Below are 26,591 nucleotides of genomic sequence, written 5' to 3' on the forward strand. Positions count from 1 at the left end.
CAATGGGGTGCCCCCGCGTCACAGGGCATGTCGGCTGCCCCGGCGACGGCGTTACATTTCCGTGGGCCGCGTCGCCGATCTGTGTCCGGTACCAGGTGGTGCCGGCTGCGGGCGAATGAGCGAAAACGCAGCGGCCCTGTGGCTTCGACTCGTAGGATGTCGGACGCGCCCAATGTTCCCTGAGGGCTACGCGGTGTGGCCTGATGGCTACCGCGGGCTCTGCATCTCGATTTTGTCGTGGCACCGACCGTTGCATGTCGAATACTGCACGGGAGGAACGAATCCGTGGCCGATGACGACAACCCGACCCGAGCGCCCTTCTCCGTGCCGCCGAAAGTCTCTGGGCCGGCTGGTTTTGCTGGGAGAGCCCGGACGGCTCCGGACTGTGAGATCTGGTTCACCATCGGGCAGGCGTGGCCGCGGATCACGGCCGAGGCGTATGCACTCGGCCGCCGGAAAATTCAGTTCATCGGAGGGGAGCCGCAGCTCAATCCGGCATTCGGCCGGCTGCTGCGCCGGAGTGTCGACGTCGGATTCGATTTCGTCGAGGTGTTCACCAACCTCACGCGGCTCGACGAGGCGACCCTCGAATTCTACACAGCCAACGGAATCCATTTCGCCACCTCGGTCTACTCGGACGATCCCGCGGTCCACGACACCGTCACACAGGTTCGGGGGAGCCATCGGCGCACGACCGGAAACCTGCGCCGGCTGATCGAACGGAAGGTGCCGACCCGTGCGGCGGTACTGGCGATCGACAACGACACCGCGGGGTTCCGAGGATCGAAGCCTCGGTGCGCGGTCTCGAATCATCCACCGCGCCCGGATGTTCGATCCGGCGCGATCCATCTCAGCCGGGCGGGCGCAGGGCGGCGAATTCGTCGGTGACGCGCAGGCGTGAGTCGGTGAACCGGTAGAGGGCGGCGGGGCGGCCCCCGGTGCGTCCGGGCGGGGCGGTCGTGCCGGTTGCGGTCAGCACGTTGCGGCGCTTGAGAACTCGCTGCAGGTTCGTCGCATCGACCTGGTAACCCAGTGCGGCGCAATAGATGTCGCGCAGTTCCGACATGGCGAACTCCGCGGGGGCCAGCCCGAATGCGATGTTCGTGTAGGACAGCTTCGCCGCCAGGCGGGCACGGGCGTTGTCGACCATCACGCCGTGGTCGAAGGACGTCTCCGGCAGGTGCGCCACGGGATGCCAGGCGGTGTCGTCGGGCAACTGCGGATCCGACGTGCTCGGTATCAGGCCGAGATAGGTGGACGCGATGGTACGGGGGCCGGGGATGCGGTGGGGGGCGGAGAACACCGACAACTGTTCGAGATGGGAGACCTCGCGCACATCCACCTTCTCGGCGAGCTGGCGGCGCGCAGAGGCGGTGAGGTCCTCGTCGTCGCGCAGCTGCCCACCGGGCAGCGACCAGGTCCCGGCCTCCGGATCCAGGGCCCGCTGCCAGAGCAGAACCGCCAGTTCCGGCCCGGTTGCGGGGTTCTCGGGGGTGGCCGGAAAGTGGCGAACCTGGAACACCACGATGAGCACTTCGTGATGAGTGTTACTATGTGGCATGTTTTCGATCCTAAGTCGAAAACCCCCGAATACGGAAATCCGGGCGCAGCCCGCCCCGGATTGCACGAAGGAGCCAGTCCATGACCACGATCGAGTGGGCGGGAGCCGCCGCAATCGTCGACGGCCCCGGCGGCTACGCCGGCATCGACGCGACGCCGGAGTGGGCCGAGGAGGTCCGTCGGCTGGCCCGCGAGCGCAACGCGACGCTGCTGGCGCACAACTACCAGCTGCCTGCCATCCAGGACATCGCAGATCACGTCGGTGACTCCCTCGCGCTCTCGCGCATCGCTGCCGAGGCGGAGGAGGACACCATCGTCTTCTGCGGCGTGCACTTCATGGCCGAGACCGCGAAGATCCTCAGCCCGAACAAGACAGTGCTGATCCCGGACGAGCGCGCCGGCTGCTCGCTCGCGGACTCGATCACCGCAGATCAGCTGCGCGAATGGAAAGCCGAGTACCCGGACGCCGTCGTCGTCTCGTACGTCAACACCACCGCCGAGGTCAAGGGCCTGACCGACATCTGCTGCACGTCCTCGAACGCGGTCGACGTCGTCGCCTCCATCGACCCCGACCGTGAGGTGCTGTTCCTGCCCGACCAGTTCCTCGGTGCCCACGTCAAGCGCGTCACCGGCCGCGAGAACATGCACATCTGGGCCGGCGAATGCCACGTCCACGCCGGCATCAACGGCGAGGAACTGGCCGCCCAGGCCAAGTCGCACCCGGACGCGGACCTGTTCGTCCACCCCGAATGCGGCTGCGCCACCTCCGCCCTCTACCTGGCCGGGGAAGGCTTCGTGCCTGACGACAAGGTCAAGATCCTCTCGACCGGCGGCATGATCGACGCCGCGCGCGCGACCGGCGCCAAGCAGGTCCTCGTCGCCACCGAGGTCGGCATGCTCCACCAGCTCCGCAAGGCCGCACCGGGCATCGACTTCCAGGCCGTCAACGACCGCGCCTCCTGCCCGTACATGAAGATGATCACCCCCGCCTCCCTGCTGCGTTGCCTGCGCGAGGGCAAGGACGAGGTGCACGTGGACCCGGCCGTCGCCGAGCGTGCCCGCCTGTCCGTGCAGCGGATGATCGCCATCGGCAATCCCGGCGGCGGCGAGTGACGACGCCTACGGGGGTCGGCGTGGGCTGGGAGGCCCGCGCCGACCTGGTGGTCGTGGGCGGCGGGGTTGCGGGACTGACCGCGGCCCGCGCGGCCGCGCGGCGCGGCCTGACCGTGCTCACCCTCAGCAAGGGCGGCCCCACCGACACCTCCACCCAGTACGCGCAGGGCGGCATCGCCGTGGTCGCCCCGACCGGCGACAGCGTCGACTCGCACGTCGCCGACACCCTCGCCGCCGGTGGTGGCCTGTGTGACGAGGACGCGGTCCGTTCCATCGTCAGCGCCGGCCCGCACGCCGTCGCCGCGCTCACCGATCTCGGTGCCGTCTTCGACCGCGGCCGCGACGGGGACGTCGCCCGCACCCGCGAGGGCGGGCACTCGACCCGGCGCATCATCCACGCCGGCGGCGACGCCACCGGCATGGAGGTGCAGCGCGCGCTCAACGCCGCGAGCCTGCCCGTGCTGTTCGGGGCTGCGGCCGCCCGGATCCTCACCGATGCGCGCGGCGTCACCGGAGTCCTCGTCCTCGACGAGCGCGGCCTCGGCGTCGTGCACACCCCCGCCGTGCTGCTCGCCACCGGTGGGCTGGGCCAGCTGTATGCGTGCAGCACCAATCCGGCCGGTGCCACCGCCGACGGCATCGCACTGGCGTTGCACGCCGGTGCCGCGGTCGCGGACGTCGAATTCGTGCAGTTCCACCCGACCGTGCTGTACGCGCGGGGCGGCGAGGGCCGGCGCCCGCTGATCAGCGAGGCGGTCCGCGGTGAGGGCGCACGCCTCGTCGATTCCCGCGGCGCCTCGATCACCGCGGGCGTGCACCCGCTCGGTGATCTCGCACCCCGCGACGTGGTTTCCCGTGCCATCGCCGAGCGGCTCGCCGTGCTGGGGGAGGAGCACGTGTTCCTCGACTCCCGGCACCTCGACGGCTTCGCCGAGCGGTTCCCGACGATCACCGCCTCGTGCCTGGCCGTCGGTCTCGACCCGGCCGACGACCTGATCCCGGTCGCGCCGGCCGCGCACTACTCGTGCGGCGGCGTCGTCACCGACGTGCACGGCCGCACCGCGGTGCCCGGCCTGTACGCGGCGGGGGAGGTCGCCCGCACCGGCCTGCACGGTGCGAACCGGCTGGCGTCGAACAGCCTCCCCGAAGGGCTCGTGCTCGGCGAACGCGCCGGGCACGCCGCCGCCGAGGAACGCGCCGGACTGCGCGTGGAAGCGACCGATGCGACGTTGCCGGCCCGGCGGCGCGCGGACCGCGCGACCCTGCAGGCCCTGATGACGCGCCACGCCCCGGTCGTCCGCGACGACGCCGGGCTCGCCGCGGCCCAGGCCGGCCTCCTGGACGCCGAGTACGCCCTGTGCGCCGACGCCACCGCGCTCGAGGACGCCGCGCTGACCGTCACCGCGGACGCGCTGCTCGTCGCGGCACGCGCCCGCACCGAGAGCCGCGGCTGCCACACCCGCAGCGACTGCCCCGACACCGATCCGGCGCAGGCGCGCAGCCTCGAGATCCGCCTGGTCGACGGCGACGTCGCCCTGACCATCCCCGACCTGACAGGAGTGCGTTAGACAATGGCCACCGAGTTGCCCGAAGGCCTCGACCGCGAAGAGATCCTCACCCTGATCCGGGTCGCGCTCGACGAGGACCTGCGTTACGGCGCCGACGTCACGTCCGAAGCGACGGTGCCGGCGGACGCGGTCGCGGCCGCGGCGGTGGTGCCGCGCTCGCCGGGCACGATCGCCGGCGTCGACGTGGGTCTGATGGTCCTCGACGAGGTGATCGGCGACGGCAACTACCAGGTGCTCGACCGGGTCCAGGACGGGCATCGGGTGCAGGCCGGTGAGCCGGTGCTCACCGTCGAGGCGCCGACGCGGGGCCTGCTCACCGCCGAGCGCACCATGCTGAACCTGATGTGCCACATGTCCGGCATCGCCACCGCGACCGCGCACTGGGTGGACGCGGTCGCCGGAACCGAGGCGAAGATCCGCGACAGCCGCAAGACGCTGCCCGGGATGCGCGCCCTGCAGAAGTACTCGGTGCGTGTCGGTGGCGGCGTCAACCACCGCATGGGTCTCGGCGACGAGGCGCTCATCAAGGACAACCACGTCGCCGCCGCCGGTTCGGTGGTCGCGGCGCTGCGCGCGGTGCGTGCGCACGCCCCGGGCATCCCGTGCGAGGTCGAGGTGGACAGCCTCGAACAGTTCGACGAGGTGCTCGCCGAGAAGGCCGAGCTGATCCTGCTCGACAACTTCCCGGTGTGGCAGACGCAGATCGCGGTGCAGCGCCGCAACACCCACGCGCCGCAGACCCGGCTCGAATCGTCCGGTGGGCTGACCCTCGAGGTCGCCGCGGACTACGCGCGCACCGGCGTCGACTACCTCGCGGTCGGGGCGCTCACGCACTCGGTGACGGTCCTCGATCTCGGCCTGGACATGTAACACCGGTTCGGGCGTCGATCCGGCGCGAATCTTCCTCCGCGCCAGGCGAAGTGAGCGGAGTCGGCCGCGGTGACGAGAGCTCGGCACCGCGGCCGCTGTCCTGATGCAGGGTGCAGGCCGGTGGTCAGTCGGCGGGAAGGTCGCGCACGTACCGGCCGGGGGCAGCCTCGAGCGGCGGATACCGGTCGCTGCCGGGTGCGGCGGGTGCGGCGGTCTCCTCTCCGCTGCGGGCGATTGCCCAGTCCGCCCAGGCCTCCCACCAGCTGCCCTGCTGTCGTTCGGCGTGCTCGAGCCAGGTGTCCGGATCCGGGCCCGGTGTGCCGCCGGTCCAGTAGTGGGCCTTGGGGTTGCCGGGCGGGTTGACCAGGCTGGCGATGTGCCCGGAGAAGCTGAGCACGAACTCGGTGTCGCCGCCGAGCAATTGGGTGGTGCGGTAGCAGCTGCGCCACGCGGTCAGGTGATCGGCGATGGCACCGGAGACGAAGGTGGGCACGGTGATCGACTTCAGGTCCACCGGCGTGTCCAGCACGGTGAGCCCGCCCGGCTCGACGAGCAGATTGTCGCGGAAGATGTCGAGGAACTGACCGTGCAGGGCGCCGGGCAGGTTGGTGCCGTCGGCGTTCCAGGCGAGGATGTCGAACGCCGGCGGGGTGCGTCCCATCAGGTAGTTGTTGACGACGTAGTTGAACACCAGATCGTTCGGACGCATCCAGGTGAACGCCGAGCCCATGTCCCGGGCGCTGATCAGGCCCTTGCGGCGCGAGCGGCCCTTCGCGAACCGGACCAGCGCGGGGCGCGCGAACGCGCCGAGCAAGGCCGGGTTACCGAAGTCGAGCATCGTCACCGCGTACGCCATGCTGTGCACCCGGTCATCGCCCTGAGCGGCGAGATGGTTGAGCGCCGTAGTGGCGAGGATGCCGCCGGCGCAGAACCCGATCAGGTTCACGTCGTCGCTGCCGGTGATCTCCCGCACCTCGTCGATCGCCCGGAGTATCCGCGCGGCGTAGGTGTCCATGTCCCAGTCGCCCTGCTCGGCGCTGGGATTGCGCCACGACAGCATGAAGGTCTGCAGGCCCCGGCCGACGTTGTACTCGACGAAGCTGCGTCCCGGCCGCAGGTCCAGGAAGTAGTACCGGCCGATCGGTGGCGGCACCACCAGCACCGGCCGGCTGCGCACCGTGGTCGTGGTGGGGGTGTACTGGATCACCTCGGCGACCGGGTCGCGGGAGACCACCGCTCCCGGGGTCACCGCGAGGTCCTTACCGACGGTGAAGGCGTCGCGCGGCACCATCGACGGCATGCCCCGGTTCTCGATCACATCGGTGACGAAATGCTTGGTGCCGCGCACCAGACTGAGTCCGGCGGTGTCGAACGCTTCCTTCAGTGCCGCGGGGTTGGTCCACAGGTAGTTCGTCGGGGCCAGAGCCGCGGTGAGGATGTCGGCTGCGAATTTGGCCTCGGCCGCCCGGCGCGCGTCGATCGCGCGGCCGACGTCGTCGACCACGCCGTCGACGGCGCCCGTGGCCGCCAGGTAGGTCTGTTCGAGGCGGTGGTAGGCCGGGTGTGTATCCCATGCCGGGTCGGCGAACCGGCGATCGCCCTTGGCCGGGGCCACCGTCGACCGGCCGACGGCGATCTTCGCCAGTTCCTTGCCGAACGCGGCGCTGTGCCGGGCCACTGTCCGTCCGTGGCCGAACACATCGGCCAGGGCGCCGAGGGCCATCCCGAGCCCAGGGGGTGCGACGTCCTCGCCACCGCCGATCGATTCCTCGACGTCGTCCCTGATCACGGGTCGTGTCTGGGTCATCGCGGGTCTCCCTTCGACACCTGAATTGTCGCACCGCATAGGTGCCGTGGCGGCCGACGATATCGAATTGCATTACAAGACAGCACATTCAAGCAGTATGTATCTCGACGCGGAGGAGCTCGGCGCGACGTTCCGGACGACGGAAGCAGCGGTGTACGAATGGATATCGACAGCATCAGGGTGCGATCTCGGCGATGCCCAATCCGCGTGACCACGAAACATCCATCGTGACCACGAAACATCCATCACAGCAACGCAAGTCCCTGAAGGCGCACCGTCGGTGCGGACCCTGGTGGGATACCCGGGCCGGCAACGGTGTTAGTGTCGGTGCCGTCCACACGGGAGCCCTATTGCAGGGGCTGAGATCGGGCTGACGCAGCCTGCGACCGTCGAACCTGTCCGGGTAATGCCGGCGAAGGAAGTAGGCACAGTTCCGATGAGCGCATCGAACCCCCATGCCCTGACCCATGTCCACGACGAGGAACACGACCTCCACGTTCCCGTCACGGAAATCCGCTTGGAGAACTCCCCGGGCGGGGTCCCGAACCCGCCACTGCGGGTCTACCGCACCGAGGGTCCCGGCAGCGACCCGGAGGTCGGGCTCCCGCCGGCACGGGCCTCCTGGATCGCCGCTCGCGGCGACGTCGAGCAGTACCCGGGCCGGGAACGGGATCTGCTCGACGACGGTCGCTCGGCCGCCCGGCGTGGTGAGGCGTCCCGGGAGTGGAAAGGCCCCCGCCGCGTCCCGGTGCGGGCGAAGGCGGGCCGGACGGTCACGCAGATGCACTACGCCAGGGCCGGGATCATCACCCAGGAGATGCGGTTCGTGGCATTGCGGGAGAACTGCGATGTGGAACTGGTACGCACCGAACTGGCGGCGGGGCGGGCGATCATCCCGGCCAACATCAACCATCCCGAGTCCGAGCCGATGATCATCGGCAGGGCGTTCCTGGTGAAGATCAACGCCAACATCGGCAACTCGGCGGTGACCGGCTCCATCGCCGAGGAGGTGGACAAGATGCGCTGGGCCACCCGCTGGGGCGCGGACACCGTGATGGACCTGTCCACCGGCGAGGACATCCACACCACCCGGGAGTGGATCATCCGCAACTCCCCGGTGCCGATCGGCACGGTGCCGATCTACCAGGCCCTGGAGAAGGTCAACGGGCAGGCGGAGGCGTTGACCTGGGAGATTTTCCGCGACACCGTGATCGAGCAGTGCGAACAGGGCGTGGACTACATGACCATCCATGCCGGGGTACTGCTGCGCTACGTGCCGCTGACCGCCGAGCGGGTCACCGGCATCGTCTCCCGGGGCGGGTCGATCATGGCCGGGTGGTGCCTGGCCCACCACGAGGAGAATTTCCTCTACACCCACTTCGACGAGCTCTGCGAGATCTTCGCCCGCTACGACGTCGCTTTCTCCCTCGGTGACGGGCTGCGGCCCGGGTCGATCGCCGACGCCAACGACGCCGCCCAGTTCGCCGAGCTGGACACCCTCGCCGAGCTGACCGCCCGCGCCTGGGCCCACGACGTGCAGGTCATGGTGGAGGGGCCCGGCCACGTCCCGCTGCACCTGGTGCGGGAGAACGTGGAGCGGCAGCAGAAGCTGTGTCACGGCGCGCCCTTCTACACCCTGGGCCCGCTGGTGACCGACATCGCCCCGGGCTACGACCACATCACCTCCGCGATCGGGGCCGCCGAGATCGCCCGCTACGGCACGGCGATGCTGTGCTACGTCACGCCGAAGGAGCATCTGGGACTGCCGAACCGGGACGACGTGAAGACCGGGGTGATCACGTACAAGATCGCCGCCCACGCCGCGGACCTCGCCAAGGGTCATCCCGGTGCCGCCGAGCGTGACGACGCGTTGTCGAAGGCGCGTTTCGAGTTCCGGTGGCGGGACCAGTTCGCTCTGTCCCTGGATCCGGAGACCGCCGAGGAGTTCCACGACGAGACGCTGCCGGCCGAACCGGCCAAGACCGCGCACTTCTGCTCGATGTGCGGGCCGAAGTTCTGCTCCATGCGCATCTCCCAGGACATCCGGGACCGGTTCGGTGATGCCACCGAGCAGGCGGTCGTCGCCGGGATGCAGCACAAATCCGCCGAGTTCCGGGCCGCCGGCGGCACGGTCTACCTCGAGACACCCGCCGTCCCGTCCCCCTGAGGGTTCGCCGGCGGAACGGGACGGCGGCAGGGTCGGGTCGGCGAGCACGCCGGGCGTGTCCGGCGAGGTCACGCCGCTGACGACAGGTGGTACTTGCCGACGGGCCGGGCCGGGCACAGAGTGGAACGGTGACGGGCACCGACCGCGACCGTGCCGACCCGGCCGCATCGGTCGCGTTCACGCACCGCGAGATCCTCTCCATCCTCAGCGGATTGATGCTGGGGATGTTCCTGGCCGCCCTCGATCAGACCGTCGTCGCCACCGCGATCCGGACGATCGCCGACGACCTGAACGGCTATGCGCTGCAGGCGTGGGTCACCACGGCGTATCTCGTCACCGCGACGATCACGACGCCGTTGTACGGCAAGCTGTCCGACATCTACGGGCGACGCCGGCTGTACCTGACGGCGATCTCCGTGTTCCTGCTGGGTTCGCTGCTGTGCTCGTTCGCCACCTCGGTGTACATGCTCGCCGCGTTCCGGGCGATCCAGGGCATCGGCGCCGGCGGCCTGATGTCGCTGGCGCTGGCGATTCTCGGCGACATCCTCGCGCCTCGCGAACGTGCCAAATACCAGGCGTATTTCCTCGCCGTGTTCGGCGTCTCCAGCGTGCTCGGTCCGGTCCTCGGCGGTTTCTTCGCCGGGACCGGCAGCCTGCTCGGTATCACGGGCTGGCGGTGGGTGTTCCTGGTCAACGTTCCCGTCGGGGTGCTCGCCCTCGTGGTGGTGGCCCGCAATCTGCGGCTGCCCGCGCAGCGCCGGGCGATCCGCATCGACTGGTGGGGTGCGCTGGCGCTCGTCGTCGCGGTGGTGCCGCTGCTCGTCGTCGCCGAACAGGGCCGCGAATGGGGCTGGGGCAGCGGCCCGGCGGTGAGCTGCTATCTCGTCGGCGGTGTCGGGGTGGCGGTGTTCGTCGCCGTCGAGATCGGAATGAAGGACGCGGCGCTGATCCCGATGCGGTTCTTCCGCAATCGCACGTTCGCGCTGGGTGTGCTGATCTCGCTGCTCGTCGGCACCGCGATGTTCGGAGGCATCTCACTGCTGCCGCAGTACCTGCAGGTGGTGCGTGGATCGTCACCGACGGTCGCCGGGCTGCAGATGATCCCGATGGTGCTCGGCATCATGACCGGCTCGGTGTTCTCGGGCCAGCTCATCGCGCGCACCGGGCACTACCGGATCTACCCGATCATCGGATCGGCGATGCTCACCGTCGGCATGTTCCTGCTGCACACGATCGCCACGGACACGGCGCTGGCGCTCGTGATGGCCTACATGGCGATCCTCGGGTTCGGCCTGGGCAATCTCCTGCAGCCGATCACCCTCGCGTTGCAGAACGCGTTGCCACCGCAGGACATGGGGGTGTCCACCGCGGCGGCCACGTTCTTCCGGCAGATCGGCGGCACCCTCGGGGTGGCGGTGTTCCTGTCGATCCTGTTCGCCCGAGTCACTTCCGCGATCGCCGAGCGTCTGGCCGCCGCGGCCGCCGATCCCGGTTTCCGGTCGGCGCTGACCGCGGCGACGCGCGGGGGTGATCCGGTCGACGCGTCGTTCGCCCGCGGTGTGCTCGAACGGGATCCGGGTGCGCTCGAATCGGTGCTCGGGGACAGTTCGATCGTGCAGCGGCTGAACCCGGTTCTCGCGCGACCGCTCGCCGACGGGTTCGCCGACGCGATGGACACGGTCTTCCTCGTGACCTCGGTCGTCGGTGTGGTGACGGTCGTGCTGGTGCTGCTCTGGCGGGAGGTACCGCTGCGACCCGATTCCGGCCTCGCCGCGGCCCGGGCCACGGACACCGGTAACTGAACATGCATTCGCAGTGCATCAGATCGGTCGTTCGAACGGTGGCGATCCCGGTGGTTCATCACGTAGAACTTTGGAGAGCACCCGATGTGATCGCTCTCACTGCGGGTGCTTTTCCGGTGAGCTGCAGGGGGCTCACCCCGAAGTGAGCTCTCGCGTGGCGGGTAGCGGAAAGAAACCGAATGCGGTTACCGATGTCACCGACCGATTCGATGTTCCTGCTCGGCGAGTCCCGTGAGCATCCGATGCACGTCGGGGGACTGCTGCTGCTGCAGCCACCGGAGGGCGCCACCGATCAGGACGTTCGAGCTCTGTTCGTCGAGGCGTTGTCCCGCGACGACGCTGTGGCGCCGCTGTGGCGCCGCCGCGCGGTGCGGTCGCTGTCCACGCTCTGGCAGTGGGCGTGGGAGGAGGATCCTCGCTTCGATCTCGACCACCACGTGCGCTTCAACGCCCTGCCGCGACCGGGCGGTATCGACGAGCTGTGGGAGCTGGTGTCGCGCCTGCACAGCACCGTCCTGGACCGGTCCCGGCCCCTGTGGGAGATCTACCTGATCGAGGGGCTGGCCGACGGCAGGTACGCGATCTACGTCAAGATCCACCACGCCCTCGCCGACGGTGTCGGCGCGATGAAACTGCTGCGGCGGGTGCTCTCCCCCGATCCGTGCGAGACCGGGATGCCGGCGCCGTGGGGCACCGTGGACCGCTCGAACCCGGCGAGGTCCGCGGTCGGCACCGCCATCGACCTGCCCGGCGCGATCGTCCGCGCGGTGCGCGCGACCGTCGCGGAGGCCGTCGGGATCGTGCCGGCGCTGGTGGGGACCGTCGATCGGGCGCTGCACGACCGCGGTGGGTCGATGTCGCTGTCCGCGCCGAACAGCATGTTCAACGTGCCCATCGCGGGGGCACGCCGGTTCGCGGCCCGCTCGTGGCCGCTCGAACGCGTGCAGATGGTCGCGAAGGCTGCCGATGCCACCGTCAACGACGTGGTGCTCGCGATGTCGGCGGGCGCGCTGCGCACGTTCATGCTCGAACACGACGCCCTGCCCGACGATCCGCTCATCGCGATGGTCCCGGTGTCGCTGCGCAAGGACAAGGATCCGGGCGGCAACGACGTCGGCGTCCTCATGTGCAATATCGCTACCCACCTCGCGGACCCGCATGCCCGCCTGAAGGCCGTCCGGGACTCGATGGCCGAGGGCAAGCAGTCGATGGAAGGGATGTCGACGGTGTCGCGGCTCGCGGCGAGTGCCCTGGGCATCGCGCCGCTCGCGGTGGGGGTGCTCACCGGGAACCGGGCGTTGCCGCGGCCACCGTTCAACGTGATCGTCTCGAACGTGCCCGGTCCCACGGATCCGTTGTACTGGAACGGTTGCCGCGTCGACGCCCTGTATCCGCTGTCGGTGCCGGTCGACGGGCAGGCGCTGAACATCACGTGCACGAGCACCGACGGCGAGATCGCGTTCGGTCTCACGTCGTGCGGGCGCAGCATCCGGCAGTTGCATCCACTGCTCGATCATCTCGGCGCGGAACTCGAGGCGCTCGAGGCTGCCTACGAGGTGGGGGCCCCGGCGTAGGCGGTGGTCGTCAGCCGTGGTCGATGTACGACTCGAGCTGGTCGCGTTCGGCCTGCAGTTCGTCGATGCGGCTCTTGACGATGTCGCCGATGCTGACGATGCCCGCGAGGTGCCCGTCCACGAGCACGGGCAGGTGCCGGATCCGCCGCTCGGTCATGGTCTCGGCGAGACTGTCGACGCTGTCGCTCGGCAGGCACGTGTACATCGCCGTGGTCATCACGTCGGAGACGCGTGCATCGAGGACGCCGGGGCCGTGCACGTGGATCAGCCGGACCACGTCGCGTTCGGTGACGATGCCGATCGGGGCGGTGTCCTCGAGGACGACCAGGGCACCCAGGTTTCGGGTGGCCAGGACTTCGACAACCTCCCCGACCGTCGCGGTCGGGGGCACGGTCACCACGTTCCGGCCCTTGTTGCGCAGCACATCCGCGATTCGCATCCGGATCTCCGATCCATCCGCTTTTCCGTTATCCGCCCGCGTCCAGCATCGGCAGACATCGAGCGTATGCCAGGGTCGCGACCCGCCCCGGGGTCTTTACCGACTCGTGACCGATGCGCGGCTGTCTGCGCCGGTTTCGGCTTCGCTAGGCTCCTCGCCGTGACTCGATTCGATGCCGACGTCGTTGCTGCCGTGACCGGACACATGAACGACGACCATGCCGACGACAACCTGCTGATCGTCCGTGCCTTCGCGGAGCCCACCGCCACGGCGGCGCGCATGATCGGTCTCGACGCCGAGGCGGGGCAGTGGCAGCTGACCACCGGCGACGGCGACGAGCGGATCGTGCGGGTGCCGTGGCTCGAACCGGCCGGCGACCGGGCGGCGATCCGTGGCGCGGTGGTGGCGCTCTACCACGCGGCGTGCGAGCGACTCGGCGTCGCGCCCGCCGAGCACTGACTCGACAACCCTGACCGCGGGCGGTCGGTACTCCACGATCGCGGGCGGTCAGTATTCCTTCGGCGTGCGGTCGGCGAGATCCTGGAGGTTCGCTCCTTCGGTGACCTCGTGGCTGCCGCTGCCCCAGCCGACGTGCGATTCGGCGCGCATCCGATCCGACATGTGCGGGTAGTGCAGCTCGAACGCCGGACGCTCCGAACGGATGCGCGGCAGCTCCGTGAAGTTGTGCCGCGGCGGCGGGCAGGAGGTGGCCCACTCGAGCGAGTTGCCGTAACCCCACGGGTCGTCGACCGTGACGACCTGGCCGTACCGGTAGCTCTTGAAGACGTTCCACAGGAACGGCAGCGTCGACGCGCCGAGGATGAACGCGCCCACGGATGAGATGCTGTTCAGCGTGGTGAAGCCGTCGGTGGGCAGGTAGTCGGCGTAGCGACGCGGCATGCCCTCGTTGCCCAGCCAGTGCTGCACCAGGAAGGTGGTGTGGAAGCCGATGAACGTCAGCCAGAAGTGCCACCGTCCCAGGCGTTCGTCGAGCATCCGGCCGGTCATCTTCGGGAACCAGAAGTAGATGCCCGCGTAGGTGGCGAACACGATGGTGCCGAAGAGCACGTAGTGGAAGTGCGCGACCACGAAGTACGAGTCGTGCAGGTGGAAGTCCATCGGCGGGCTCGCGAGGATGATGCCGGTCAGGCCACCGAAGAGGAACGTGATGATGAACCCGACCGAGAACAGCATCGGGGTCTCGAAGGTGAGCTGACCCTTCCACATCGTGCCGATCCAGTTGAAGAACTTCACGCCGGTCGGGACGGCGATGAGGAACGTCATGAACGAGAAGTACGGCAGCAGCACGGCGCCGGTGGCGTACATGTGGTGCGCCCACACCGCGATAGACAGGGCCGCGATCGCGATCGTCGCGTACACCAGACCCGAATACCCGAAGATCGGCTTGCGGGAGAAGACCGGGAAGATCTCCGAGACGATGCCGAAGAACGGCAACGCCACCACGTACACCTCGGGGTGCCCGAAGAACCAGAACAGGTGCTGCCACAGGATCACCCCGCCGGTGGCGGGGTCGTAGACGTTCCCGTTCAGCACCCGGTCGACGAACAGCCCCATGAACGCGGCGGTGAGCAGCGGGAACACCAGCAGGATCAGCACGCTGGTGATGAGGATGTTCCAGGTGAAGATCGGCATCCGGAACATGGTCATGCCGGGGGCCCGCAGGCACACGACCGTCGTGGTCATGTTCACGGCGCCGAGGATCGTGCCCAGACCCATGATGGCCAGACCCATCACCCACAGGTTCGCGCCGACGCCGGGCGTGTGCGTCACGTCGGACAGTGGGGTGTAGGAGGTCCAGCCGAAGTCGGGGGCGCCGCCCGGGGTGATGAACGACGAGACGACGATCAGCGCACCGAACAGGTACAGCCAGTAGCTCAGGGCGTTCAGACGCGGGAACGCGACGTCGGGGGCGCCGATCTGCAACGGCAGGATGTAGTTCGCGAAACCGAACACGATCGGCGTCGCGTACATCAGCAGCATCACGCCGCCGTGCACGGTGAACAACTGGTTGTACTGCTCGTTCGACAGGAACTGCATGCCCGGGACCGCGAGTTCGGCGCGCATCAGCATTGCCATCAGGCCGCCGGCCAGGAAGAACCCGAACGAAGTGACCATGTACATGATCCCGAGGTCCTTGGGATCGGTCGTGGTCATCAGCTTGTAGAGCACCGAGCCCTTGAGGTGATAACGCGCGGGCATGGGACGCGTCGCGCGGGGCGCGGGTGCGGTCACCACTGGATTCACGATGCCTCCGGTCCGCCGTCCGAGAACGGCCGAGTCGTGCACCACCGAGAGGTTCGGACGCGGGTACCGACACCCGGTACCGGACGACCGGCAGTTGGCTGGTCCGGGCCAGCGTAACCCCGTTCCGCCGGCGCTCGCGGGGCTTTCGGGGGGCGGGTCAGACCGTCGCGGCGCGGCGCACCGTCGCCAGGAACGCAGCCGCGGTCAGGAACAGTCCGGAGAACACGCGGTTGGTGATCGACTGCTGCCGCGGGGACCGCATCAGGGTGAGCACGCGCGCGGCCAGACCGGTGTAGCCGGTCATCACGACGACGTCGACGGCGACCATGGTCGCCGCGATCGCCAGATACTGCGGCAACAGCGGCGCCGCCGGTTCCAGGAACTGCGGCAGCACCGCCAGCATGAAGACGACGGCCTTCGGATTCGAGGCGTTGACGAGGAAGCCCCGCAGCACCAGCGCCGGCGCGGACGCGCCCCGCGTCGGCGTCTCGGCCTCGGTTTCGGTGGGCCGGGCCCGCCACTGCCGGATTCCGAGATACACGAGATACGCGACGCCGAACCACTTGATGACGGTGAACGCGGTCGCGGACCGGGCCAGGACGGCGCCGACGCCCGCGGCGACCACCGCGATCTGCAGCAGCAGACCCAGTTGCAGACCGAGGATGTTCCAGTAGCCGCGGCGCAGGCCGTGCGCGAGTCCCGAGGACATCGACGCGACGGCCCCGGCGCCGGGGGACAGGCTGATCACCCACGCCGCGCCGAGGAAGGCGAGCCACATCTGCCAGGTCATCGCACGATTCTAGGACAGCGCAGATCTAGGGTGCGCCGCCGCCGATGATCGCGCGATAGGCCTCGACGCCGTCGGTGGGGCGGCGGGCCAGTGTCGGATCGGTGCGGGCGTCGACCGTGTAGAGCCCGAACCGTGGCGTGTACGAGCCCCATTCGTAGTTGTCGGTGAGCGACCAGTAGTTGTAGCCGAACACCGGTGCGCCGTCGTCGATCGCGCGGGCCACCGCGGCGACGTGCTCGCGCAGGTGCCGGGAGCGGGTCCAGCCGTCCGGACGCGGCGCCCCGTCGGCGGTGGGCATACCGTTCTCGACGACGTACAGCGGCAGCCCCGGATACCGCCGGGTGTAGTCCATCAGCGCGTCGTGCAGCCCCTGCGGATGCGGGCGCACCGCCGCGAAGTCGTCGAACGCGGCGTGGATCGCGGTGAGATTGCCGGGCTCCACCCCGTAGTAGTAGTCGACCCCGACGAAGTCCAGGCGGTCGCGGACGCGGTCGAGGAACAACGTGTCCAGGTAGGACTGGGCGCCGGGGATGTACGCGACGTTCGAGGTGACCTTCGCGTCCGGATCGTGCCGGTGGATCAGCTCGTACGCACCGCGGTGCGCGGCGACGAGCCCGTCGAACATGCGGGGGACGTCGGTGGGGAACAACCCGCCGAAGGTGAGTTCCTGCCGCACGTAGATCGTCGGTTCGTTGACGGTGACCCACAGCGCCCCGACGCTCGCGTACCGGGCGACCACCCGTTCGGCGTTGGCCAGCCAGGCCGCGACCGTGCCGGGATCGGCCCAGCCGCCGCGGTCGGCGATCCACCCGGGATACACCCAGTGGTCCAGGGTGATCATCGGCGTCATGCCGTGCTCCCGGATCGCGGCGACCACGTCGTCGTAGTACGCGAACTCCGTCTCGTCCCAGTGATCTGCCCGCGGCTGGACCCGGGCCCATTCGACGGAGAACCGGAACACGTCCACCCCGAGGTCGGCGGCGCGCGCGATGTCCTCGCGATAGCGGTGGCGGAAGTCGACGGCGGCACCGATCGGGTCGCGGGTGCGGCCCGAGGCCGAGTAGCGCGACCAGTTGCTGTCCGGCGACGAGCCCTCGGATTGGAAGCCGGACGAGGAGACGCCCCACAGAAACTCGGTCGGTGCCAACTCGGTCGGTGCCAACTCGGTCGGTGCCGCTGCGGCCGTTGTGGGCAGGATCGACGCGGTGAGGATCAGCGCGACCGCGACGACCGCCGCCCGCACCCGGTTCACCCGAACCCCGCTGCCGATCCGGACTGCGCTGCGACGGCGGACGCGATCGGGGTCCACTGTTCGGCCAGGACCCGGCGCCCGACGAACAGCCCGATGTGCCCGTCCTCGACGGTGTGCAGGGCGATCCGTTCGGGTGCGGTGCCCACGAGCGCGGCCAGGGCGTGCACCTGTGCGGGCGGGGCCAGCAGGTCGCCGGTACCGGCGAGCAGAACCAGAGGGCAGTCGATCTCGGTGAGGTCGACGCGCCGCCCGCCGATCACCAGTTCCCCGCGGGCCAGTTCGTTGCCCACCACGAGGTGCTCGACGATCCAGTCCCGGAACGCGGCGGGGATCGGCTGGCGCCACACGAACCAGCGGCGCTGCTCGGTGATCCGCGCGATCACCTCGGGGTCGTCGAGCCCGCCGAGCAGGTCCATCGCCCGTTGCACCTCGCCGACGGGGTCGGTGAGGTGGACGCCGAACAGGTGCCCGGTGTCGTAGACCAGGGCCGCGGCGGCGGCGCCCATCCTGCGGGGCAGGTGGCCGAGCAGGCCGAGTCCCGGCCGGTCGGCGTGGAAGTCGATCGGGGCTCCCGCGACGGTCAGCGTGTGTACCTCGTCGGGGTGCAGCGCCGCGTACACGGTGGCGAGCCACCCGCCCTGGCTGTCACCGATGAGATTGACCCGTCCGCCGAGGTGGGCCACCGCCTCGGCGACGACGGCCAGATGTTCGTCGATCGAGTCGCCGTCGGTCTCGGCCGTCGCGGGTAGCCAGTCCAGGCAGTACAGCCGGGTCAGTCCGCCGGCGTGCAGCGCCGCGATCTGGCTGCGTTCGGTGGAGTGGTCGACGATGCACGAATCGGTGCCGGCCTGCGGTGGCAGGAGCAGGGTGGGCACGGTCCCGGCCGCCGACGGTGATGCGACGGTGCAGTCCCGCAGCCGCGCGAGCGGCCACTGCAGGGCCACGGGCCACGGATGGGCCCAGCCGGGCCGGTCGCGGTCGGTGAGGACGTTCACGAACGCGGTGGCGTCGTCGACGATGTCGAGCGGACCGGCACCGCGCCGGGCCAGACCGAGCAGATAGGCGCTCCAACCGGCGATCGCCGCGGCCCCGATGCGGAACGGGGCCGCGGCGATCGCGGCGGGTGATACGGCATCCATGCCGCGCACCCTAAGCCTGCGGCTCGGGAGCCGGTGCGCGTTTCCCGTCCTTCGATGCGAGGACGGTGCGCACGGGCCTCACTTGAGGAGGTCGCGGGCGGTGGTGGCGGTGGTGGCGGTCAGTTCGCGGGCGAACGAGACCTGTGCCTTCGCGAGGTCGGCGACCCACTCGATCGGGGTGGCCTCGGCGAACTTCTCCTGCAGGTCGAGAAGGCTGAAGACGGTCTTCTCGTAGGTGTCGACGGCCAGGTTGCCGCTCTGCTTGGCGGCGTCGACGATCTTGCCGTTGAAGTCGTTCACGCGGGCGGTGGTGTCGTCGACGGCCTTGCTCAGCTCCTCCGTGGCGCGGGTGGCGGCCTGGGTGGCGGAGGCGGCGACCTTCTGGGCGGCGTCGGTCGCGTCGGTGGCGGCCTTGGAGGCGGCGTCGGTGGCGACCTTGGCGGCGTTGGTGGTCTTGGGGGAGGTCATAACGAGTCCTTCTGTCGGTGGTGGAAGCGCCTCGAACGACGCTGTTAGCAAGTTAGCACGATGATTGCTAACGCGCTACCCGAGCGTCATCCGAAGACGTAGGTGCCCGGTGCGTCGCACAGCGCCGGATGTGCCGTGCTGCCCATCGACGGCGGTGCGACCAGCGCGCCGGCCCGCGAACCGGACCACACGGCCCAGTCCTCCCACCACGACGTCGTGGTGCGGGTGGCGCGTTCCTTCCAGTCCTGCGCCGAATCGGGAAGGGCGGCAGGGGTTTCCGCGTCGGGTGCGCCGACCGCCTCGAACCAGCACTTCGCCCCCGGCGGATTCACCGCTCCCGCGATGTGACCGCCGTTGGACAGCACGAACCGGACCGAGCCGCCGAGCAGCCGCACCGACTCGTACGACGACGTCCACGGCACGATGTGGTCGTTGATCGCGCCCACGATGTACGTGTCGCACCGGATGTCGCCCAGATCCAGTGTCTTGCCGGCGAGTTCGTACACGCCTTCGGCGAGTTCGTTGCGTCCGTAGAGGGTTCGCAGGTAGTGCGAGTGCATGGCCGCGGGCATGCGGGTGCTGTCCTCGTTCCAGGCGAGGATGTCGAAGGCCGTCGGCTTCTCACCCTTCATCCACCGCGATACCCAGTACGAGAAGATCAGATCCTTGGCCCGGATCATGTCGAAGCTGCCGGACATCTCGTGGCCGGACAGGAAGCCCTGGGCGCGCATCCGGAACTCGACGTTGTCGAGGGTGGCCGGATCGGTCAGCAATCCGAGTTCGCCGACGTCGCGGTAGTCGAGCAGGGTGTTGAGCATGGTCAGCGCGCAGATGCGGCGGTCGCCCTCGGCCGCCAACCGCGCGGCGGCCATCGCGGCCATCGCGCCACCGAGGCAGATGGAGAGCACCTCGATGCGGGACGATCCCGTGATCTCCTCGACCACGTCCAGCGCCGACGCGATGCCCTGGGCGTAGTAGTCGCTCATGGTCACGTCGTGCATGGACTCGTCGGGATTGCGGTACGAGATCATGAACACGGTGCGGTTGTGGCGGATCGCCCACTCGACCAGGCTGCGCTCGGGCGCGAGATCGAGGATGTAGTACTTGTTGATCCACGGCGGCGCCGCCAGGATCGGGATCTCGTGCACCTGCTCGGTCTGCGGCGCGTACTGGATCAGCTCGATCAGATCGTTGCGGTAGACGACCTTGCCGGGCGTCGCCGCGAGATTCTCGCCGACCTTGAAGGCGTCGACGTCGACCTTCAGCGGCCGGCCGCCCCGGTTGGTCAGGTCGTCGAGGGCGTACCGGGCGCCGCGCAGCAGGCTCGCGCCGCCGGTCTCGAGCGCGCGGGTCAGCACCGCGGGGTTGAACAGGAAGTTCGACGGCGCGAGGGCGTCGAACATCAGGTTCGCGAACTGACGGGCCTTGCCGTCCTGCAGCGGGTCACCGGCGCCGGCTTCGGTGAGCTCGAGCGCGTACTCGCGGGTGGCCAGGTAGCTCTGTAGCAGCGAGAAGTAGGCGGGGTTCTCTTTCCACGCGGCGTTGCTGAACCGCCCGTCCCGGGGATCGACGGGCAGCGGCGGCTGCGGGTCGGCCTCGTTGAACACGCGGGTGGCGGCGGCGGGGATCTTGGCCAGGCGCGTGGTGTATCCGGTGGTCGCCGAGGCGACCTTCTGCGGATTGCGGACGGCGCGTCCGGCCACGGACGCGACGGCGGGTGCCCAGCCGATCGGATCGAGGCTGGACTTCAACTTCTTGTGCACATGGTCGAGCACGGACTCACCTCAGGTCATGGTTGGGGGATGCCCGAGGGTGACACGGACCGCAGGGACGCGCACCTTACTTCGAGGTACATGGTCACTGCAGGTAGTGACACGGCACACGGGCACTCGTCCGACCTGCGAGGGGCTGTGACGCGGTCGTAGAACTTGTTTCAGATGTGAATCACGTCACGCTGTCGGGGATTCGTCCGACTCGTCCCGAATGCCCCGTCTCCGTTTGGCGACGGTCACCTCTCGGAACGCCTCGTACATCTCCTCCAGCGACCGGCGCTGCGGGTTGGTCAGATCCGGATCCTCCCGGATCGCTTGCAGCACTGCGGATTCCTTGGCCGCGTCGGGGGAGGCGACCTGGGCCGTCAGGGTGTCCGCCGACAGGTGCAGCTGCTCGGCGATGGCATTGAGCACCCGATCGCTCGGCGCCCGCAGATTCCGCTCGATCTGCGACAGATACGGGTTCGAGATTCCCACCATCGCGGCCAGCTGCCGCATCGGCAGTGCGGCGAGCTCGCGCTGGCGGCGAATCAGCTCACCCAGGGTGGCCGGGTGCGATGCGTCGTCGTCCATGCCGCCCAGCATAGGACCGCCGCAGCCCGGAATCGGTGCCGCCGGGGCGGGGACGCCGCGCCGCCGGGCGACCGGCCGACAACTCGTTTGCGTGTATCGCGGATAATGGAACAGATCCCTGTTCTACGAGAGAGGACACCTCATGCTTGCCCGCACCGACCTGCGCGGTCGTACCCCCACCACTGCGGAGCTGAGGGGCGCCCTGCCCCGAGGCGGAGTGGATGTGGACGCGGTGCTGCATCACGTCCGTCCCGTCGTCGACGACATCCGCGACCGCGGAGCCGTCGCCGCCCTCGACTACAGCGAGAAGTTCGACGGCGTGCGCCCCGCGCAGGTACGCGTACCGCAGGCCGCGATCGCCCGGGCGCTCGCCGAACTGGACCCCGCCGTGCGCGCGGCCCTCGAGGTCGCCATCACCCGCACCCGCCTCGTCCATGCCGATCAGCGCCGCACCGACACCGTCACCGAGGTCGTGCCCGGCGGCACCGTCACCGAACGCTGGGTGCCGGTCGAGCGCGTCGGCCTGTACGTGCCCGGCGGCAACGCCGTCTACCCGTCGTCCGTCGTGATGAACGTCGTCCCGGCCCAGGCCGCCGGCGTCGAATCGCTCGTCATCGCCTCGCCGCCGCAGAAGGACTTCGACGGTCTGCCGCACCCGACCATCCTCGCCGCGGCCGCGCTGCTCGGCGTCGACGAGGTGTGGGCCGTCGGCGGCGCCCAGGCCGTCGCGCTGCTCAGCTACGGCGGCACCGACGTCGACGACGCCGCGACCGAGCTCGCCCCCGTCGACATGATCACCGGTCCCGGCAACATCTACGTCACCGCCGCCAAGCGGCTGTGCCGGGCCGTCGTCGGAATCGACGCCGAGGCCGGGCCCACCGAGATCGCGATCCTCGCCGACCACACCGCCGACGCCGTGCACGTGGCCGCCGACCTGATCAGCCAGGCCGAACACGACGTGATGGCCGCCTCGGTCCTGGTCACCACCAGCACCGACCTGGCCGACGCCGTCGACGCCGCCCTCGCCGCGCAGCTCGAGATCACCAAGCACCGCGAACGTGTGACGACCGCGCTGTCCGGCAGCCAGTCCGGCATCGTCCTGGTCGACGATCTCGAGCAGGGCCTGCAGGTCGTCAACGCCTACGCCGCCGAGCACCTCGAGATCCAGACCGAGAACGCCTCCGAGGTGGCCGCGCGGGTCCGCGCCGCCGGCGCGATCTTCGTCGGGCCGTGGGCGCCGGTCAGCCTCGGCGACTACTGCGCCGGATCGAACCACGTGCTGCCCACCGCCGGCTGCGCGCGCCACCAGTCCGGGCTGAGCGTGCAGACCTTCCTGCGCGGCATCCACGTCGTCGACTACAGCCGCGAAGCGCTGCAGGACGTCGCCGGGCACGTCATCACCCTCGCGAACGCCGAGGACCTGCCCGCCCACGGTGAGGCCGTGCGTCTGCGTTTCGAGGCTCTGCGATGAGCGGCGCACAGACCGGGACCGTGCCCGGCAGCCGCATCACCGTCGACGACCTGCCCCTGCGCGAGAACCTGCGCGGCAAATCCGCCTACGGCGCACCGCAGTTGACGGTGCCGGTGCAGCTGAACACCAACGAGAACCCGCACCCGCCGACGCAGGCGCTCGTCGACGACGTCGCCGAGGCCGTGCGTGAGGCGGCGCGTGAGCTGCACCGCTACCCGGACCGCGACGCCGTGGCCCTGCGCACCGACCTCGCCGCCTACCTGACCCGGCAGACCGGTGTCGCAGTGGGTGTCGAAAACCTGTGGGCGGCAAACGGGTCCAACGAGATCCTGCAGCAGATCCTGCAGGCGTTCGGTGGGCCGGGCCGTAGTGCGATGGGCTTCGTGCCGTCGTACTCGATGCACCCGATCATCTCCGACGGCACCCAGACCGAGTGGCTGGCGACCTACCGGCGCGACGATTTCACCCTCGACATCGAGGCCTCCGTCGCGGCGATCCGGGACCGTAAGCCCGACGTCGTGTTCGTCACCAGCCCGAACAACCCCACCGGGCACAGCATCCCGCTCGACCAGTTGCGGGTGATCGTCGAGGCCGCACCGGGCATCGTCATCGTCGACGAGGCGTACGCAGAGTTCTCCGCGGTGCCGAGCGCGCTCGCGCTGATCGACGAGTATCCGGCGAAGGTCATCGTCTCGCGCACCATGAGCAAGGCGTTCGCGTTCGCCGGGGGTCGCCTCGGCTACCTCGCCGCGGCGCCCGCCGTCGTCGAGGCACTGCTGCTGGTGCGACTGCCGTACCACCTGTCGGTGATCACCCAGGCCGCCGCCCGGGCGGCGCTGCGGCACGCCGAGGAGACGCTCGGGTCGGTCGCGGCACTGACCGCCGAGCGCATCCGCGTCGCCGCGGAACTGGCGCGCCTCGGCTACGAGGTGATCCCGTCGGACGCCAACTTCATCCTGTTCGGCCGGTTCGCGGACGCCCCCGCCACCTGGCAGCGCTACCTCGACGAAGGCGTGCTCATCCGGGACGTCGGCATCCCCGGCTACCTGCGCACCACCATCGGGTTGGCACACGAGAACGACGAATTGTTGCGCGTGAGTGAGCAACTCGCCGCAACGGAAATCGAGGGAACCCGATGAGCGACCGGATCGCGAAGGTCGAACGCACGACCAAGGAGTCGAGCATCAGCGTCGAGATCAATCTCGACGGCACCGGCCGCACCGACATCTCGACGGGTATCCCGTTCTACGACCACATGCTCACCGCGCTCGGCCAGCACGGTTCCTTCGACCTGACCGTCCACGCGAAGGGCGACGTCGAGATCGAGGCGCACCACACCGTCGAGGACACCGCGATCGTGCTCGGCCAGGCGTTCAACCAGGCCCTCGGCGACAAGCGCGGCATCCGCCGCTTCGGTGACTGCTTCATCCCCATGGACGAGACCCTCGCGCACGCCTCGGTGGACGTGTCGGGACGGCCGTACTGCGTGCACACCGGGGAACCGGACTACATGGTGCACTCGGTGATCGGCGGCTACCCGGGCGTGCCCTACGCCACGGTGATCAACAAGCACGTGTTCGAGTCGTTCGCGTTCCACGCCCGTATCGCGCTGCACGTGCGCGTGCTGTACGGCCGCGACCAGCACCACATCACCGAGGCCGAGTTCAAAGCGGTGGCGCGGGCGCTGCGCGAGGCCGTCGAACCGGACCCGCGGGTCAGCGGCATCCCGTCGACCAAGGGCAGCCTGTAGCCGATGGATGTCCTGTTGACCTACGGCTGCTTCCTGGTCGCAGGGCTGGCCGCCGGGGGAACGTGGTCGGCATGGAAAGCCGGCAACCAGCTGTTCGCCGGGGTGCTGCTGGCCCTGACGTTGCTCGCCGCGATCGCCGGGATCCTGAGGTTGCTGTGACGGCTGCGCCGGGCCTGCTCGGCATCCGTGGCCTTCTCGCGTCCTGGGCTCTCGCGGCCGCCGCGTTCGGCGGATTCTCGTTGCTGTTGCCCGTCGTCCCGTGGGCGATCGCGCAGGCGGGAGGCAGCGACACGCTCGCCGGATCGGTGACGACGGTGTTCATGGCGACCACGGTGCTCACCCAGCTGGCCATGCCGAAGCTGATGCGCGCCCGGGGACATCGGCAACTGCTGATCGCCGGGTGCCTGCTGCTCGGTCTGCCGTCGCTGGGGCTGCTCGCCTCGACCGCGCCGCCGGTGGTGCTGGGCATCTCGGCGGTGCGCGGCATCGGCTTCGGCATGATCACCGTGGCCGCGGCCGCGCTGGTCGCGGAACTGACCCCGGCCCGGCAGTTGGGCCGCGCCACCGGCGCCCTCGGCATCGCGATCGCCGCGTCGCAGATGATCGGTCTGCCGCTGGGCCTGTTCCTGGCCGAAAGGTTCTCGACCGCACCGGTGTTCGTGCTCGGTGCGCTCGTGCCCACACTCGGGCTCGTGGCCGCCGCACGGTTGCCGCGGGTCCGACCCGCCGCCGGCGCCACGCACGGCCGGCCTCCGCTGCTCGCACTGTTGCTGCCGACCGTGGCGATCGGTGCCGGCGCCATCGCCTACGGCGGCCTGACGTCGCTGCTGCAGATCGCGGCGGTGGGCCTGCCGGTGCCGATCGCCCTCGCCACGCTGAGCGCGTCCACGCTCGTCGGGCGGTTCGGCGCGGGATCGCTGGCCGACCGGATCGGTGCGGGCCGGTTGCTGCCGATCGGCTTGGCGCTCGCCGCGATCGCGATGGTGCCGTTCGCGCTCGTCGCCGACGACCGCGCCGGCGCGCCTGCGCTGATCGGCGCGGCGGCATGCTTCGGTCTCGGCTTCGGCATCGTGCAGAACGAGGCGCTGCTCGTCGCGTTCCGTCGCGCCGGCCCAAGCCACATCGGATCCGCGAGTGCCGCCTGGAACATCGGCTTCGACGCCGGTGCTGGCATCGGCGCGTTTCTGCTCGGCGCACTCGCGACCGCCGCGGGGTACCCGGCGGCCTTCGCGATCGCCGCGGTGCTCGTTCCGGTCCTTCCCCTCCTGGCCCGCCTTGCCGGGCCGTCCGACCCGAAACCACGACCCATAGAATCGAACCCATGAGCGCAAAGAACGTCGCCCTTCTCGACTACGGTTCCGGCAACCTGCATTCGGCTGCCCGGGCACTGGCCCGCACCGGAGCGAACGTCGAAGTCACCGCGGACCCGAAGGTCGCGCTCAACGCGGACGGCCTCGTCGTCCCTGGCGTCGGCGCGTTCGACGCGTGCATGAAGGGCCTGCGGGCCGTCGGGGGCGAGAAGCTCATCGGAACCCGCCTGGCCGGAGGCCGGCCGGTCCTCGGCATCTGCGTGGGCATGCAGGTCCTGTTCGAGAAGGGTGTCGAGCACGGCGTCGAGACCGAGGGCTGCGGCGAATGGCCGGGAACGGTCGCCCGCCTCGACGCCCCGGTGCTGCCGCACATGGGCTGGAACACCGTCGAAGCCCCCGCCGACTCGGTGCTGTTCGCCGGCCTCGACGCCGACACCCGCTTCTACTTCGTGCACTCCTACGCCGCGCAGGTGTGGGAACTGCCCGAACCCGAACGCATCGCCCCGCCGAAGCTCACGTGGGCCGAGCACGGCGTCAGGTTCCTCGCCGCCGTGGAGAACGGCCCGCTGTCGGCGACGCAGTTCCACCCGGAGAAGTCCGGAGACGCCGGCGCGGCATTGCTGCGCAACTGGGTCGGCAGCCTGTGACCGGCGCCGGCGGCCGAGGCGACGATCCACGCAAGGATCTGCCGCTGGGGAAGCTGGCGCTCGCGGTCGTCGGTTCGGCAACCGCGGTGCTCGCGCTCGTCACCGTGCTGATGATCGTGCTGCAGCCGGGTCCGGTCGTCGGGCTGATCATCGTCCTCGTCGGCATCGCCGGCGCCATCGCCGCGATGGGTGTCGTTTCGACGCGGATGACGCGCCGGGCCTACGGGCGCGGGGACGATCGCAGCTAGCCGGAC

General features: G+C 69.7%; 26 protein-coding genes and 1 riboswitch. Of the genes, 16 read left to right on the forward strand and 10 right to left on the reverse strand.

What is annotated here, in order from left to right; genetic code table 11:
* The first annotated feature begins 324 nt into the window (after positions 1 to 324).
* On the forward strand, positions 325 to 888 hold the full coding sequence (locus ACWDTS_RS11540) for a radical SAM protein (protein ID WP_450118248.1): 564 nt from the start codon (positions 325 to 327) through the stop codon (positions 886 to 888).
* Here the strand turns inward: ACWDTS_RS11540 and ACWDTS_RS11545 are convergent.
* Positions 851 to 1,561, reverse strand: coding sequence for an NUDIX hydrolase (locus tag ACWDTS_RS11545; protein WP_450110480.1), 711 nt, complete (start codon positions 1,559 to 1,561; stop codon positions 851 to 853). The genes ACWDTS_RS11540 and ACWDTS_RS11545 overlap by 38 nt on opposite strands.
* 80 nt (positions 1,562 to 1,641) lie before the next feature.
* On the opposite strand from ACWDTS_RS11545, the gene nadA reads away from it, so the two are divergent.
* The 3 genes from nadA to nadC are packed head-to-tail and all read left to right on the forward strand — an operon-like array spanning position 1,642 to position 5,111.
* On the forward strand, positions 1,642 to 2,673 hold the full coding sequence (gene nadA / locus ACWDTS_RS11550) for a quinolinate synthase NadA (RefSeq protein WP_197255389.1): 1,032 nt from the start codon (positions 1,642 to 1,644) through the stop codon (positions 2,671 to 2,673).
* Positions 2,670 to 4,241, forward strand: coding sequence for an L-aspartate oxidase (locus tag ACWDTS_RS11555; protein ID WP_450118219.1), 1,572 nt, complete (start codon positions 2,670 to 2,672; stop codon positions 4,239 to 4,241). The genes nadA and ACWDTS_RS11555 overlap by 4 nt, the downstream gene beginning before the upstream one ends.
* A gap of 3 nt (positions 4,242 to 4,244) precedes the next feature.
* Positions 4,245 to 5,111 (forward strand): carboxylating nicotinate-nucleotide diphosphorylase, encoded by an 867-nt coding sequence (nadC, locus tag ACWDTS_RS11560; protein ID WP_450110478.1) that lies wholly within the window; start codon positions 4,245 to 4,247, stop codon positions 5,109 to 5,111.
* A 124-nt stretch (positions 5,112 to 5,235) separates the two neighbouring features.
* Here the strand turns inward: nadC and ACWDTS_RS11565 are convergent, their stop codons facing one another.
* Positions 5,236 to 6,918, reverse strand: a complete 1,683-nt coding sequence (locus tag ACWDTS_RS11565; RefSeq protein ID WP_450118220.1) for a PHA/PHB synthase family protein — start codon at positions 6,916 to 6,918, stop codon at positions 5,236 to 5,238.
* Between the two features lie 46 nt (positions 6,919 to 6,964).
* Here ACWDTS_RS11565 and ACWDTS_RS11570 point away from each other — a divergent pair, with 46 nt between their 5' ends.
* The 4 genes from ACWDTS_RS11570 to ACWDTS_RS11585 all read left to right on the forward strand — a co-directional run bounded on the left by ACWDTS_RS11570 (position 6,965) and on the right by ACWDTS_RS11585 (position 12,461).
* Positions 6,965 to 7,129: a hypothetical protein gene (locus ACWDTS_RS11570; protein WP_450118221.1), complete on the forward strand. Its 165-nt coding sequence runs from the start codon at positions 6,965 to 6,967 to the stop codon at positions 7,127 to 7,129.
* A 117-nt stretch (positions 7,130 to 7,246) separates the two neighbouring features.
* Positions 7,247 to 7,356, forward strand: a riboswitch (TPP riboswitch).
* Positions 7,355 to 9,085 carry a phosphomethylpyrimidine synthase ThiC gene (thiC, locus tag ACWDTS_RS11575; RefSeq protein ID WP_450110476.1) on the forward strand — a complete coding sequence of 577 codons (1,731 nt, stop codon included), beginning with the start codon at positions 7,355 to 7,357 and terminating at the stop codon, positions 9,083 to 9,085. Its footprint overlaps the riboswitch before it by 2 nt.
* Positions 9,086 to 9,213: 128 nt before the next feature.
* Entirely contained in the window at positions 9,214 to 10,887 is a 1,674-nt protein-coding gene (locus tag ACWDTS_RS11580) for an MDR family MFS transporter (protein ID WP_450118222.1), read from the forward strand.
* 179 nt (positions 10,888 to 11,066) lie between these two features.
* Positions 11,067 to 12,461: a WS/DGAT/MGAT family O-acyltransferase gene (locus ACWDTS_RS11585; protein WP_450110474.1), complete on the forward strand. Its 1,395-nt coding sequence runs from the start codon at positions 11,067 to 11,069 to the stop codon at positions 12,459 to 12,461.
* A gap of 10 nt (positions 12,462 to 12,471) precedes the next feature.
* Here ACWDTS_RS11585 and ACWDTS_RS11590 read toward each other — a convergent pair whose 3' ends face one another.
* Positions 12,472 to 12,900 (reverse strand): CBS domain-containing protein, encoded by a 429-nt coding sequence (locus tag ACWDTS_RS11590; RefSeq protein WP_450110473.1) that lies wholly within the window; start codon positions 12,898 to 12,900, stop codon positions 12,472 to 12,474.
* Between the two features lie 159 nt (positions 12,901 to 13,059).
* On the opposite strand from ACWDTS_RS11590, the gene ACWDTS_RS11595 reads away from it, so the two are divergent.
* The gene (locus tag ACWDTS_RS11595; RefSeq protein WP_248674891.1) at positions 13,060 to 13,359 is read left to right on the forward strand and encodes a DUF2470 domain-containing protein; all 300 of its coding nucleotides are present in this window, start codon (positions 13,060 to 13,062) and stop codon (positions 13,357 to 13,359) included.
* Between the two features lie 48 nt (positions 13,360 to 13,407).
* Here ACWDTS_RS11595 and ctaD read toward each other — a convergent pair whose 3' ends face one another.
* From ctaD to ACWDTS_RS11630, 7 genes are all read right to left on the reverse strand, one after another.
* A complete protein-coding gene (ctaD, locus tag ACWDTS_RS11600; protein WP_450110513.1) occupies positions 13,408 to 15,120 on the reverse strand; it encodes an aa3-type cytochrome oxidase subunit I in 1,713 nt (570 codons plus the stop codon).
* Between the two features lie 202 nt (positions 15,121 to 15,322).
* Positions 15,323 to 15,955 (reverse strand): homoserine/homoserine lactone efflux protein, encoded by a 633-nt coding sequence (gene rhtB / locus ACWDTS_RS11605; protein ID WP_248674892.1) that lies wholly within the window; start codon positions 15,953 to 15,955, stop codon positions 15,323 to 15,325.
* Positions 15,956 to 15,980: 25 nt separating this feature from the next.
* Complete coding sequence (locus ACWDTS_RS11610; RefSeq protein WP_450110512.1) at positions 15,981 to 17,198, reverse strand: glycoside hydrolase family 1 protein; 1,218 nt, start codon at positions 17,196 to 17,198, stop codon at positions 15,981 to 15,983.
* A gap of 5 nt (positions 17,199 to 17,203) precedes the next feature.
* Positions 17,204 to 18,346 (reverse strand): alpha/beta fold hydrolase, encoded by a 1,143-nt coding sequence (locus ACWDTS_RS11615; protein WP_450118223.1) that lies wholly within the window; start codon positions 18,344 to 18,346, stop codon positions 17,204 to 17,206.
* A 78-nt stretch (positions 18,347 to 18,424) separates the two neighbouring features.
* Complete coding sequence (locus tag ACWDTS_RS11620) at positions 18,425 to 18,814, reverse strand: hypothetical protein (protein WP_450110896.1); 390 nt, start codon at positions 18,812 to 18,814, stop codon at positions 18,425 to 18,427.
* Between the two features lie 86 nt (positions 18,815 to 18,900).
* On the reverse strand, positions 18,901 to 20,589 hold the full coding sequence (locus tag ACWDTS_RS11625) for a PHA/PHB synthase family protein (RefSeq protein WP_450110895.1): 1,689 nt from the start codon (positions 20,587 to 20,589) through the stop codon (positions 18,901 to 18,903).
* Between the two features lie 174 nt (positions 20,590 to 20,763).
* Entirely contained in the window at positions 20,764 to 21,159 is a 396-nt protein-coding gene (locus ACWDTS_RS11630; protein ID WP_450110894.1) for a helix-turn-helix domain-containing protein, read from the reverse strand.
* Positions 21,160 to 21,301: 142 nt separating this feature from the next.
* Between ACWDTS_RS11630 and hisD the strand changes: the two genes are divergently transcribed.
* Genes hisD through ACWDTS_RS11665 form a run of 7 tightly spaced genes read left to right on the forward strand, consistent with a single transcriptional unit; the run spans position 21,302 to position 26,585 of the window.
* Positions 21,302 to 22,630 (forward strand): histidinol dehydrogenase, encoded by a 1,329-nt coding sequence (gene hisD / locus ACWDTS_RS11635; protein WP_450118224.1) that lies wholly within the window; start codon positions 21,302 to 21,304, stop codon positions 22,628 to 22,630.
* The gene (locus ACWDTS_RS11640) at positions 22,627 to 23,769 is read left to right on the forward strand and encodes a histidinol-phosphate transaminase (protein ID WP_450118225.1); all 1,143 of its coding nucleotides are present in this window, start codon (positions 22,627 to 22,629) and stop codon (positions 23,767 to 23,769) included. The genes hisD and ACWDTS_RS11640 overlap by 4 nt, the downstream gene beginning before the upstream one ends.
* Positions 23,766 to 24,380 (forward strand): imidazoleglycerol-phosphate dehydratase HisB, encoded by a 615-nt coding sequence (gene hisB / locus ACWDTS_RS11645; protein ID WP_197251333.1) that lies wholly within the window; start codon positions 23,766 to 23,768, stop codon positions 24,378 to 24,380. The genes ACWDTS_RS11640 and hisB overlap by 4 nt, the downstream gene beginning before the upstream one ends.
* Positions 24,381 to 24,383: 3 nt before the next feature.
* Entirely contained in the window at positions 24,384 to 24,539 is a 156-nt protein-coding gene (locus ACWDTS_RS11650) for a hypothetical protein (RefSeq protein WP_231610203.1), read from the forward strand.
* Positions 24,540 to 24,562: 23 nt separating this feature from the next.
* On the forward strand, positions 24,563 to 25,705 hold the full coding sequence (locus ACWDTS_RS11655; RefSeq protein WP_248674918.1) for an MFS transporter: 1,143 nt from the start codon (positions 24,563 to 24,565) through the stop codon (positions 25,703 to 25,705).
* The gene (gene hisH / locus ACWDTS_RS11660) at positions 25,702 to 26,337 is read left to right on the forward strand and encodes an imidazole glycerol phosphate synthase subunit HisH (RefSeq protein WP_197251335.1); all 636 of its coding nucleotides are present in this window, start codon (positions 25,702 to 25,704) and stop codon (positions 26,335 to 26,337) included. The genes ACWDTS_RS11655 and hisH overlap by 4 nt, the downstream gene beginning before the upstream one ends.
* Positions 26,334 to 26,585, forward strand: coding sequence for a hypothetical protein (locus ACWDTS_RS11665; RefSeq protein ID WP_197251336.1), 252 nt, complete (start codon positions 26,334 to 26,336; stop codon positions 26,583 to 26,585). The genes hisH and ACWDTS_RS11665 overlap by 4 nt, the downstream gene beginning before the upstream one ends.
* The last annotated feature ends 6 nt before the right edge of the window (positions 26,586 to 26,591 follow it).

The organism is Rhodococcus sp. NPDC003383 (assembly GCF_053589115.1).